Consider the following 12,326-nt stretch of genomic DNA (forward strand, 5'->3'; position numbering starts at 1 on the left):
TTTATCTAGCAAATGATTTTTATTGAAAGTGCTGTTATAAATACATTCATAGTCTAAAAAAATACTGGAGTATACATCCATGTCAAACATGCAACTCGACACTCTACGGCGCATTGTCCAAGAAGTTAATGCGTCCGTCAGTTTGCATGAATCATTAGACACCATGGTCAATCAGGTTGCTGAGGCCATGAAAGTGGATGTTTGCTCTATTTATTTACTCGATGAACGCAATCAGCGCTATGTATTGATGGCCTCTAAAGGCTTAAATCCAGAATCTGTAGGCCATGTTTCACTGCAACTCGGTGAAGGCTTGGTCGGTCTGGTCGGGCAACGTGAAGAAATAGTTAACCTTGACAATGCCCCAAAACATGAGCGTTTCTTGTATTTACCTGAAACTGGCGAAGAAATTTATAACTCCTTCCTTGGCGTACCTGTCATGTATCGCCGTAAGGTTATGGGTGTTTTGGTTGTACAAAACAAACTTCCTCAAGATTTTAGCGAAGCAGCCGAGTCATTTTTAGTTACTTTGTGTGCCCAGCTTTCCGGTGTTATTGCCCACGCTCACGCAGTTGGAAATATTGACGTATTTCGTAAACCAAGCAATGGACCTGCCTATAAAACCTTTCAAGGTGCTTCAGGTGCAGGCGGTGTTGCTTTAGGTCGCGCTATTATTTTATATCCACCTGCAGATTTAGCTTCAGTACCTGACCGTGAAGCAGAAGATATTAGTCATGAACTTCGACTTTTAGATCAAGCTATTTCATCAGTTCGTTCAGAGATTCGCTCTCTGGATGAAAAAATGCATGATTCATTAATGGCAGAAGAACGCGCTTTATTTAGTGTTTTCTTAAGAATGTTAGATGAAAATGCATTGCCGGCAGAAATTAAAGAACTCATTCGTGACGGGCATTGGGCACAGGGTGCAGTACGTCGTGTGATTGAAAAGCACACTGCCCTGTTTGCACAAATGGAAGATGACTATCTTCGTGAGCGAGTTTCTGATCTTAAAGATTTAGGCCGACGTATTTTAGCCTCTTTGCAAGAAGAAGACTCTAGCCACCGTGAACTCAGTCCAGACAGTATTTTAATTGGTGAAGAAATTAGTACTGCGGCACTAGTCGAACTGCCTGTAGACAATATTGCAGCGATTGTGACCTCAGAAGGTGCAGCAAATTCACACATGGTGATTGTGGCTCGAGCATTAGGAATTCCAACTGTGGTTGGCGTAACTGAACTGCCAGTTAACACACTTGATGATGCAGAAATGATTGTGGATGCCTATCAAGGCCGTATTTTTGTAAATCCTCCACGTCGTTTACGCCAACGTTATAAAGAAATTCAAAAAGAAGATGAGCAGATCGCAAAAGATCTCAAACAATATGAGACAAGAGAAGCGATTACTCCAGATGGAGTGTCTGTTCCACTTTATGTAAACACAGGCCTCATGATTGATGTGGTTCGCGGTGTACAACGCGGAGCTCAAGGTGTGGGTCTATACCGAAGTGAAATTCCATTCATGTTAAGGGAACGTTTCCCGGGTGAAGAAGAACAACGTGCAATCTATCGTCAACAATTGAGTCACTTTGCCAACAAACCTGTGGTGATGCGAACTCTGGATATTGGTGCTGACAAAGACTTACCTTATTTCAGTATCGAAGAAGAAAACTCGGCATTAGGATGGCGTGGTATTCGTTTCACGCTCGATCATCCCGAGATTTTTTCGTCACAAATTCGCGCAATGCTCAAAGCAAGTATTGGTTTAAATAATTTGCATATTTTATTGCCAATGGTGACTACAGTAAGTGAAGTCGAAGAAGTACTTTATTTACTTGAGCGTGACTGGATGGCAGTGCAAGAAGAAGAGCAAGTTAAAATTACCAAGCCAAAAATTGGAATTATGGTTGAGGTACCAAGTGTACTACTACAAATTGATGAGTTTGCTGAACTTGTCGATTTCTTCTCGGTCGGTTCAAATGACTTAACTCAATATTTACTTGCAGTTGACCGTAATAATCCACATGTGGCAAACGTTTACTCGCACTTCCACCCATCCGTTCTACGTGCTTTAACTCGCTTAGTTAAAGAATGTCATGAATACAAAAAACCTATTAGTATTTGTGGTGAAATGGCAGGAGATCCATTATCTGCAATTTTGCTCATGGCGATGGGCTTTAACACCCTTTCAATGAGTTCGAGTAACATTTTGCGAGTACGAAAAGCAATTTGTCATGTACCTATGACAGATGCACAAAAACTACTTGATGATGTCATGAAAATGAATAATCCACTCATTGTGAAAAGCTGGCTTGAGTACTACTTTAAAACTCACGGTTTAGCAGATATGGTCAAATCAAATCGAATCGTAAATGTTTAATATATAAAAAATAAAGGAGAGCAATGCTCTCCTTTATTTATTTTAGATAGCTTCTACAATCACTGAATATAAAAATTTCTTTTCACTCTCAGTTCTACACTACTTTTTAAATTAAACAAAAACACAATCGGTTTTTCAAATCAATACTGACAGTTTAATCCATTTGAAAAATAAGACTTCTACTTCTAGTATATTTAAAGAGCGTTATTAAAAGATCTTACGTTGTTCCAACAATTGAAGAGGTAATTCTATGCATCATTATTTACAGCCTTCAGCTTATTTTTCCTCTTGTTTTTTCACCTTCATACAGTAAATTGGAGGAATAACAATTAAAGGAATCTGATGCATTATTAAATAAAAAATAATGAGCTAACATCTCAGTGAAAAGAATTTTTAAACGGTTTCTCTCACCATTTGTTCACTCATTTCTTTATTTGATAAACATGAGTTTTTAACCCAGAAGTCCAGGAAAATGAGCCCTACTAGTTTATCAAGAGCTCAATAATTATTACCCAGAGAGAATATAGCCATGTCAGACGAATCAAAATGTCCTTTTTCAGGTCATAACTCAAAACCGGAAGTAACGGTCGGTGGTGGTACACCTAGTTTACATTGGTGGCCAAAACAATTACGCGTTGACTTGCTCAATCAACATTCAGAACGCTCTAATCCACTTGGTAAAGATTTTAATTACCGCGAAGAATTTAAAAAAATTGACTACTACGCACTCAAAGCTGATATCAAAAATGTGTTAACCGATTCCCAAGATTGGTGGCCAGCCGATTGGGGAAATTATACAGGCTTATTTATTCGTTTAGCATGGCATGCTGCTGGTACATATCGTATGGGTGATGGCCGTGGTGGCGCTGGTCGCGGCCAACAACGTTTTGCACCATTAAATAGTTGGCCTGACAATGCGAGCTTAGATAAAGCACGCCGCTTGCTATGGCCAGTTAAACAAAAATATGGTCAAAAAATATCGTGGGCAGATTTATTTATTCTTGCGGGTAACATTGCGCTTGAATCTTCTGGCTTCCGCACCTTTGGTTTTGGTGCTGGTCGTGAAGATGTTTGGGAACCAGACAACGATGTAAACTGGGGCGATGAAAAAGAATGGTTAGCTCATCGAAACTCTGAAGCATTGGAAGGCAGCAATCTAGCTGCAACTGAAATGGGTCTAATTTATGTGAACCCTGAAGGTCCACAAGCCAGTGGCGATCCAAAATCGGCTGCACCATTTATTCGTGCGACTTTCGGCAACATGGCAATGGATGATGAAGAAATTGTTGCATTGATTGCTGGCGGTCATACCTTAGGTAAAACTCACGGTGCTGGCTCTGCTGACCATGTTCAGGCTGATCCTGAAGGAGCACCAATTGAACAAATGGGCTTTGGCTGGTCAAATAGCTTTGGCACAGGTGTTGGTAAAGACGCGATCACTTCTGGCTTAGAAGTTATTTGGTCACAAACTCCAACACAATGGAGCAATTACTTCTTTGAAAACCTATTCAAATACGAGTGGGTACAAGAACGTTCACCTGCTGGTGCAATTCAATGGGTAGCAGCAGATGCTGAAGCGATCATCCCAGATCCATTCGACCCATCAATTAAACGTAAGCCAACAATGCTCACTACAGATTTGACCTTACGTTTTGATCCTGAGTTTGAAAAGATCTCTCGTCGCTTTCATAACGACCCACAAGCTTTCGCTAATGCTTTTGCCCGTGCATGGTTTAAATTAACTCACCGCGATATGGGTCCAAAAGCACGTTATTTAGGTCCAGAAATTCCTGCAGAGGACTTAATTTGGCAAGATCCATTACCGACTGCCAGCGCTATACCATCTTCTGCTAGCATTGCTGATGCTAAAGCAAAAATTGTTGCGCTGGGACTATCTGCTGGAGAGTTGGTTTCTCTTGGTTGGGCTTCAGCCTCAACTTTCCGTGGTGGAGACAAACGCGGTGGTGCAAACGGCGCCCGCATTGCTTTATCGCCACAACGTGATTGGGAAGTAAACCAAAAAGCGGTTGAGACTTTAACTAAAATTGAAGAGATCAAAGCATCAACTCAATTGTCATTAGCTGATTTAATTGTTCTTGCAGGTAACGTTGGTGTAGAGCAAGCTGCTCAAGCGGCAGGTTTCAATATTAGCATTCCATTTGCCCCTGGTCGTGTTGATGCTTTACAAAGTCAAACTGATGTTGAATCATTCCAATTACTTCTCGGCCTTGCTGATGGTTTTAGAAATTGGAAAAAAGAGAGAATCAGTGCGCCAACTGAAGCATTATTAATTGATAAAGCACAACAACTGACTTTGACTGCACCAGAGTTAACTGCATTGGTTGGTGGTCTACGTGTACTGGGTACCAACTGGGATGGTTCGCAACACGGCGTATTCACTCATCAAGTTGGTGCACTCAGCACAGACTTCTTTACGAACTTACTCGACATGTCTACGGTATGGGCACCTGTTGATTCGTCAAACGAAGTATTTGAAGGCAAAGACCGTAAAACAGGCGCAGTAAAATTTACTGCAACACGTAATGATTTAGTCTTTGGCTCAAACTCAATCTTGCGTGCCTTAGCAGAAGTTTATGCTCAGGCAGATGGTAAAGAAAAATTTGTTCAAGACTTTGTAGCTGCATGGACTAAAGTCATGAATCTTGACCGTTTTGACTTAGCTTAATTTAAGTCAAAATAATAAAAAGCCAGTTCAATTTGAACTGGCTTTTTAAATTTAAATATAAAATTATCTGGTAGTTACACAGTTAATTTATGCCCTTCACGAATGCAGTAAAAAGGATTAGCAAGCTTCGATGAAGCTTTGATCGCGTGTCCTAAAGCATGTTCCGGATCTTCCCGACCTTCATCAGTCAACTGAAAAGTCCGATAATGAATCGCAACAGAACGGTGGGCCTGTAAATCAAAGTGTGCATGTAGTGCATCTTGTGGATTCATGTGGACATAGCTCATCAAGGCCCGTGGCTCATAAGCACCTATTGGAAGCAAAGCAACACGTGGCGCCCCATAACGTGCATGTATTTGTTTGAAATGCCCTGCATAACCAGTGTCCCCAGCAAAGAAACAGTGACCTGTTTTAGCAACAACCGAAAAGCCTCCCCAGAGTGCTTTATTTTGGTCACGTAGACCACGGCCCGATCCATGCTGTGCAGGTGTATAGATTATTCTTAATTCGTGATAGGGAATTTCTTGCCACCAATCCATCTCAATCACATGAAATTCTTTTGGTAGATAAAAACCATTCCCCAAACCCGTATAAATCGGCATTGCAAATTTTTTATGCAACCAATCGAGTGTAGCCAAATCCATATGGTCATAGTGATTATGGCTGAGTAAAACACCATGAATAGTCGGTAATTGCTCTAACGCAAAACCCGCAGGACATACACGGCGTGGTCCACGCCCATGTAAAGGGCTTGCGTAATCACACCATACTGGGTCAGTAATAAAGTTATAAGGTCCGATCTGAATCAATACTGTAGCATGCCCAACAAACCAAACTTGCCAATCATCCAAATCTGCATGTGGTCGATTTTGAGGTAAAGCCACGGCTGTATTTATACGGGTTTCATATTCACTTTGAATATCAACATTCCATGTATAAGACTCACGAGTGGCTAACCAACGTAATAGCTCTTTTGAGCCTCTAGCCGGCAATTTTGGTTGTTGGTTATAAAAACGTGTATCTGATTCACGCCCTGACTCTGGATGATAAAAAGGAGGTTTTATCCATGTATGCGTCCAACAGGACTGAGTCGGCAATTGATATGTTAATGTCGGCTTGTCTTTCATGGGCTTTTCTATGCTTTAGCATCGGCAGAATGGATGTGTTCAGGTTTCTATCTTAACAATTAAAACAAATTAAGCTATGGCACTTACATTTATTTATCATATAAATATCCCTTTTATTGTGGTCACAACCAACATAAGTTGAATTAGCTTGCCATAAAAAATGCATAGATGTGTTGAGTTTATGCGTCGATAATTACCATTCTTATTAAGAGCACTTGTATAACATAACAATAAGTAAGCTACCGAAAGTAGCCATAGAACTACGGTGCTCCACTACCCTAGTCCTAATTTTTTCGGCCTAAAGAGTCTTCAACATATAGAGAAAAAATATTTAGTAACAATTTCAAATTAATAGTTCTAAGAAAAGTACATTTATAAATTTATTTTATTACTCCCCACTTTTGCATAATATGAGAATTACTCATATTAATATTTAAAACATTTAAATATTTCTTTGATTAAGTAAAGATAATGCATTTAACATCTAACAATTAATATATTTTATGAATTATTAAAACCCAGCTTCCCATATTAAATCCTTAATGAAAATTAAAATTCCATTTATTTTATAAATACCTAAAGTATCTTCACGCTATATCCCTTTATGCTTTATACTTCACATAAATCATAGTAAGACATTTTTTGGATTAGTCTTATGGAACTACGCCACCTCCGATATTTCATTACCGTTGCTGAAGAATTAAATTTTAGTAAAGCCGCTCTTAAACTTTTTACCGCACAACCCTCCCTTAGCCAACAGATTAAAGATTTAGAAGAAGATGTTGGTGTACGACTTTTAAATCGCACTAAACGTAAAGTTGAGCTAACCGAAGAAGGCGTAGTATTTTTAGAACATGCTCGCCTCACCCTTGCTCAAGCTGAAAAAGCAGTTGCTCTGGCAAGGCAGGTTTCTAAGGCTAAACAGCAACTGTTGCGTATCGGTTTTGTCCCCATTGCAGAAATGAAAATTTTCCCTTACGTTCTTCCTAATCTGCGACTACAACACCCCGATCTCATCATTGAATTATCTAACCTAAACAATACTGAACAACTTAAAGCCTTAAAAAAAGGTGAGTTGGACATTACCTTTACCCGAGAAAATACAGATAGTGATGATATCCAAAGCCAATTTGTTTTGACTGAACCCTTGATTTTTTTACTTCCTAAAAATCATCCACTTACACAATATGACCGAATTCCTGTCCATGCCTTACACGGCGTTGATTTTATTATTCCTGCTGCCGAGCAGTCACAAACATTACATAACACTATTCTAGACTTTGCCAAAACTCACAATATTGACCTCAATATTGTTCAAAAAGCAGATAGCATGTTGTTTAATATTAACTCTCTTGGTTCTGGATTAGGTTGTACAATTTTACCTGCCTACGTGGCACCTTTAGGAATCAAAAATACGGTAGTCCGCCCGCTTGATATCGAGTTACCAACACTAGATTTATTCGTAAATTACCGTAAAAACTCACAGTCTTTAGGCGTCCAAAAATTCATTGACCAACTCACTAAAGTATTTCATCTAGATAAAAACTTAACTCACACTTAATCAGAAAAGCTATATTTTATTTTTAAGCAGATGATTAATAAGAACACCTTTATAAAAAGTATAAGTAAATATTATTTTTATTTATTTTATACTTTTTATAAACATTTTAGCCCATGCTTTTGTTCTATTTTACCTACTCAGCAAAAGTAGATACCTCTTAAATATAATTGAAAATCTTGGAATAAAATCTATATAAAACTAGATATTATTTTCACCATTTAATAAAAAATAATATATTTACCATGTAGTAAAAGGAGATTAGGAAAAATGGTTGCAGTATTTCAACATCTTGGACGTAGTGTACGAAACCGCCCTCACTTCTTTATTGCGTTATTCATGGGATTTATCACAGCAATGATTCTGACATGGTTAACTTCATGGCAATGGTCAACGATTTTATTAGTCAGCTGGAATATTTCCGTTAGCATATATTTACTACATGTTTGGCAACTCATGAAAAGTGCTGATCATTCACAAATGCAACAGCAAGCCAAAAAACAAGATGAAAGCAAATGGGTCATTATGCTGATTGTTTTATTGGCCTTAGCCATGTGTTTAGTTGCTATTTTAATCCAACTCTCGCAGCTTCCTTCTGAGAGTTCTGCAAAGCTAGGGCATGTAGCTTTAGCTTTACTCACAATTGTTTCTGCATGGCTTTTTATGCATAGCGTTTTTGCCCTACATTACGCACATGATTTCTATTTGGCTTTATCTAGAAATGAAGAAAATGGCGGTTTAGATTTCCCTGGAACAGAACACCCTACTTATCCTGACTTTTTATACTTTAGTTATATTATTGGTACCTCGGCTCAAACTGCCGATGTGTCAATTACCACCAAACATATGCGGCTTTTAAACCTATTTCACGCCGTGTTGTCATTTGGTTTTAACACCACAATTTTAGCGATTTGTATTAACGTTGCTGCTGGCTTTCTTACCAACTAAAACTTTTGTTTCGAAAATAAAAAAGTCACCCAAATGGGTGACTCTTAATGGTATTGGTTTACACCAATGTACCCATACTGCTTTGCTTTAAGCCTTCGCGTTGTTTGATGGTCTCAACATAACGCGTAATGGCCGGATGGGATTCAATCGCCCCCATTTTTAATTGCCATAAGAGCATTGCTCCAACACTTACATCTGCTGCGGTAAATTGTTCGCCACATACATACGGATTTGCTTCACTCAAGCCTTGCACTAAAGCTTGATAAGCATCGTTATAATCACCATAGCCAACAAACATTTTTTGCTCAGGAGATACCTCTATTCCGAGGGCTTTATCAACGCCTGCAGCTTCCCATGGACCTGCCATCACAAATAACCAGCGATAGTACAAACCACGTTTAGGATCATCTAATGCCGGAGCCAGCCCCTTGTCGAAAAATTTATCAGCCAGATAAGCACAGATTGCGCCTAGCTCATAAATCACGACATCACCATCCACCAATACTGGCACTTTTCCAAAAGGGTTAATTTTTAGATATTCTGGTGATTTCATTTCAGTCTTATATGCAACTTCAATGCGTTCACATTCAACACCTAATTCGACTAAAAGCCAGTCGATCACAACACCACGCGACTCTTTGTTAGTATAAAGTTTAAGGCTCATTTTTATGGCTCCTTGTTTATCGTGGGTCCTAGTCTACAAAACCTCTTTGTCAGTTTTTGTCAGTAGTCTGCGATTCTTGTGCCCACCACTGCTGAAATAGTTGTTGCTTAAATGATGGGTATAATTCTTGGCTTAAACTCAGTTGTTGAATACGATCGAGTCGAAAATGTCGAAAATCCTGCCTGAGTTCACACCACGCGGCCAACACAATTTTGTCATTAAAGTATCCCAAAGCAAAAGGCCACAAGGTTCGAACACTACTTCGTTGCTGCTCATCATGATAATGCATCGAAATTTTGACTTGCTGCCGAATAGCTAAACGTACCTGTTCGACTCGATTTTCATCCACAGGCAGCCATGTATTAAACGCTCTTAAAGTCGTTTGCTGTAATAAATATTGCCGATGTTCAGGTAAAACAGAATTCAATTTAGCTAATACTGATGTAGATGCCGATTGTAACGATTGATCTGGCACACTCTTCAACCAATACAATGCCAAAAAAATAGCTTCGACTTCATTTTCATTGAGCGTCATTGGTGGTAATACAATATCTTCTTTAAGCTGAAAACCTATACCTGCCGATGCTTCAATTTCTACGCCCTGCTCACGTAAACTATCTATATCTCGATATATACTTCGCACACTAATTCCCATACGCTCAGCGAGAACTTGTGCTGTGATTGGATAACGCGCTTCACGAAGTTGTTGTAAAAGGTTTAATAGGCGAATAGAACGACTCATTTTTCTCTTCTTATTGTTTTTTAAATTCAAATAAGGGGGAATAAATCCCCCTCGTACCGCTTTAAATTACACTAAATCTATAGCAGGTAACTGAGCATAACCGTTTAGGAAGCGATGAAGCTCTTGAACATCTTTAGCAATCGTTAAAGGCTTAAATTGCTGTAGCACTTCAATCGAATGAACCCCATAACCAACACCAATTCGTGGCATGTCTAACCGCTGAGCCATCTCAAGGTCATAGCTACTATCACCAACCATTACAGCACGCTCAACACTCACCCCAGTGACTGTTAATATTTCTTGCAACATGAGTGGATCTGGTTTTGATCGAGTTTCATTAGCTGCTCGAGTCACATCAAAAAGATGAGTACTTTGTGTTTTTGCGATTACACGATCCAACCCACGACGGTTTTTACCCGTTGCGACTGCAAGTTTTAAACCTTGAGCTTTTAAGTCATGTAAGAGCTCTGCAATACCATCGAACCATGCATCATTTGTAGAGTTCGCAATATAGTGATCACCATACGCTTTTAAAATTGAATCATGCAACTCAGGTGCTTCTGGGAATAAGGTTTGCATGACTTCAGGCAAGCCTAAACCAATAATACTTTTTGCGGCTTCATCGGTTAAAGGTAATTCATGCTGCTCTGCCGCATGCTGCAAGCTCGCAACAATCTGTCCAACAGAATTATATAAAGTCCCATCCCAGTCAAAAATAACTAATTCGGTTTTTAGACTCATTTTGCCACTCTCAAAGCCTTTAATAACTGGGTCATGTCTTCTGGTAACGGTGCTTCAATCGGTGGATAACCCGGAATATCTAAACGCATCGCATGTAAGCATAGACGACGTGCTTCAGGCCCAGTGTACGCAGTAGTGTGCCCATATTTATCATCGCCAATCAACGGGTGGCCAATGCTTAAACCATGCACACGGATCTGATGAGTACGGCCTGACAAAGGTGATGCATGAATTAATGTTGCATTTTTAAAGCGCTCTGCTACAACCCATTCAGTTTTACTTGGTTTACCATCTTTAGTTACACGTACACGACGCTCGCCATTTGCCAGTTCATATCGCAATAAAGGCGCATCAATCAGTTGTTTATCTAGGCTCACTTGACCTTTAACAATCGCAGCATAGGTCTTACGAATTTTGTGCTCACGCAACATATCTTGTAGTAGTTTTAAAGTGCTACGTTTTTTACTAATCATGACCAGACCTGAAGTATCACGGTCAATACGATGAATAAGTTCTAAATATTTTTTGCCAGTCGCTGCGCGTAATGCCTCAATCAAACCATATGCCATACCACTGCCACCATGGACAGCAATACCTGAAGGCTTATTGACAACTAATAGACCTTCATCTTCATAGACAATACGGCTTAATAAGCTTTGTGCTACATTGTCACTGACAGGAGCGGCTGTTTCATCTTTTTGTTCATAACGAATTGGAGCAACACGAATCTGATCGCCAATCTCAAGTTTAGTCTCAGCTTTAACACGTTTTTTATTTACTCGAACCTGACTTTCACGAATCAAACGATAAATACGACTTTTAGGTACACCTTTTAAACGCGAGAACAGGAAATTATCAATTCGCTGTCCTGCTTGATGTTCATCCACCTCAAACCAAGTGACACTTTGCCATTGCTGTGTAGAATTCATACTAATATTTAAACCTGAAATTTTGCTAAATTTGATTAATAAATGACCGTTTAGCTTAGTTTTTTCACAAGAAATCTAAGCTTAGCCCATAGGCAGATGCTGCAAGGTTTGATATAGTCAGCGCACGGATACCGCCGTAAGTGAACATCTAATAGGGAATTTCCCTGATTGAAACCTCAATCAAAATGATGCTTTCACCATCAGCTCGGATAGGTCCTAAAGAATTATGCCGACGCCGAAGGCTTATTATATCGGCAAAATGACAAACTGTTGCGTTTAATTCAGTTTGTTCAAAAAAATATGTTACCAACTCTAGTTGGTTATGGAACGTAAACTGATACACATCAGACAAATCGCTCCTTAATGTTGCCTTCAGGCTAAAGCGTTGATGCATTGGAACTGCCGAAAGCACCGATACGATGAACATTCCGTATCAAACTTCTAAAAAGAAGTCACTTCGCGCTCAATGACAGTGAAAGTCATTAACCAATGTACCGCTCACCCGCCAGTGAAGCACTAAGGAAGTCCGATTTAAAGGTTGAAGCAGTATTGCCTAC

At 39.4% G+C, this 12,326-nt stretch carries 9 protein-coding genes; 4 read left to right on the top strand and 5 right to left on the bottom strand.

Annotation, left to right across the window (positions count from 1 at the left end):
• Positions 1-79: 79 nt before the first annotated feature.
• Both ptsP and katG read left to right on the top strand, forming a co-directional pair.
• Complete coding sequence (ptsP, locus tag ACB088_RS14145) at positions 80-2,374, top strand: phosphoenolpyruvate--protein phosphotransferase (protein ID WP_092707223.1); 2,295 nt, start codon at positions 80-82, stop codon at positions 2,372-2,374.
• 529 nt (positions 2,375-2,903) lie between these two features.
• A complete protein-coding gene (gene katG, locus ACB088_RS14150; protein WP_375037263.1) occupies positions 2,904-5,060 on the top strand; it encodes a catalase/peroxidase HPI in 2,157 nt (718 codons plus the stop codon).
• Between the two features lie 74 nt (positions 5,061-5,134).
• Here the strand turns inward: katG and ACB088_RS14155 are convergent, their stop codons facing one another.
• Positions 5,135-6,187: an MBL fold metallo-hydrolase gene (locus tag ACB088_RS14155; protein ID WP_375037264.1), complete on the bottom strand. Its 1,053-nt coding sequence runs from the start codon at positions 6,185-6,187 to the stop codon at positions 5,135-5,137.
• 655 nt (positions 6,188-6,842) lie between these two features.
• On the opposite strand from ACB088_RS14155, the gene hcaR reads away from it, so the two are divergent.
• Positions 6,843-7,748 carry a DNA-binding transcriptional regulator HcaR gene (gene hcaR / locus ACB088_RS14160; protein ID WP_133747578.1) on the top strand — a complete coding sequence of 302 codons (906 nt, stop codon included), beginning with the start codon at positions 6,843-6,845 and terminating at the stop codon, positions 7,746-7,748.
• A 267-nt stretch (positions 7,749-8,015) separates the two neighbouring features.
• Entirely contained in the window at positions 8,016-8,693 is a 678-nt protein-coding gene (locus ACB088_RS14165; RefSeq protein WP_375037265.1) for a DUF1345 domain-containing protein, read from the top strand.
• Positions 8,694-8,751: 58 nt separating this feature from the next.
• Here ACB088_RS14165 and ACB088_RS14170 read toward each other — a convergent pair whose 3' ends face one another.
• From ACB088_RS14170 to ACB088_RS14185, 4 genes are all read right to left on the bottom strand, one after another.
• A complete protein-coding gene (locus ACB088_RS14170) occupies positions 8,752-9,357 on the bottom strand; it encodes a glutathione S-transferase family protein (protein ID WP_375037266.1) in 606 nt (201 codons plus the stop codon).
• A 49-nt stretch (positions 9,358-9,406) separates the two neighbouring features.
• Complete coding sequence (locus ACB088_RS14175) at positions 9,407-10,099, bottom strand: YafY family protein (protein ID WP_092707211.1); 693 nt, start codon at positions 10,097-10,099, stop codon at positions 9,407-9,409.
• Positions 10,100-10,165: 66 nt separating this feature from the next.
• Positions 10,166-10,840, bottom strand: coding sequence for an HAD-IA family hydrolase (locus ACB088_RS14180; RefSeq protein WP_375037267.1), 675 nt, complete (start codon positions 10,838-10,840; stop codon positions 10,166-10,168).
• Positions 10,837-11,769 (bottom strand): RluA family pseudouridine synthase, encoded by a 933-nt coding sequence (locus ACB088_RS14185; protein WP_133747573.1) that lies wholly within the window; start codon positions 11,767-11,769, stop codon positions 10,837-10,839. The genes ACB088_RS14180 and ACB088_RS14185 overlap by 4 nt, the downstream gene beginning before the upstream one ends.
• Positions 11,770-12,326 lie beyond the last annotated feature (557 nt).

It is taken from the genome of Acinetobacter sp. RW6 (genome assembly GCF_041956835.1).
Classification (GTDB): domain Bacteria; phylum Pseudomonadota; class Gammaproteobacteria; order Pseudomonadales; family Moraxellaceae; genus Acinetobacter; species Acinetobacter calcoaceticus.

Excerpts from the sequence above, each read along its gene's own strand:
- ptsP (WP_092707223.1), top strand. The coding sequence starts at position 80 with ATGTCAAACATGCAACTCGACACTCTACGGCGCATTGTCCAAGAAGTT.
- katG (WP_375037263.1), top strand. The coding sequence starts at position 2,904 with ATGTCAGACGAATCAAAATGTCCTTTTTCAGGTCATAACTCAAAACCG.
- ACB088_RS14155 (WP_375037264.1), bottom strand. The coding sequence starts at position 6,187 with ATGAAAGACAAGCCGACATTAACATATCAATTGCCGACTCAGTCCTGT.
- hcaR (WP_133747578.1), top strand. The coding sequence starts at position 6,843 with ATGGAACTACGCCACCTCCGATATTTCATTACCGTTGCTGAAGAATTA.
- ACB088_RS14165 (WP_375037265.1), top strand. The coding sequence starts at position 8,016 with ATGGTTGCAGTATTTCAACATCTTGGACGTAGTGTACGAAACCGCCCT.
- ACB088_RS14170 (WP_375037266.1), bottom strand. The coding sequence starts at position 9,357 with ATGAGCCTTAAACTTTATACTAACAAAGAGTCGCGTGGTGTTGTGATC.
- ACB088_RS14175 (WP_092707211.1), bottom strand. The coding sequence starts at position 10,099 with ATGAGTCGTTCTATTCGCCTATTAAACCTTTTACAACAACTTCGTGAA.
- ACB088_RS14180 (WP_375037267.1), bottom strand. The coding sequence starts at position 10,840 with ATGAGTCTAAAAACCGAATTAGTTATTTTTGACTGGGATGGGACTTTA.
- ACB088_RS14185 (WP_133747573.1), bottom strand. The coding sequence starts at position 11,769 with ATGAATTCTACACAGCAATGGCAAAGTGTCACTTGGTTTGAGGTGGAT.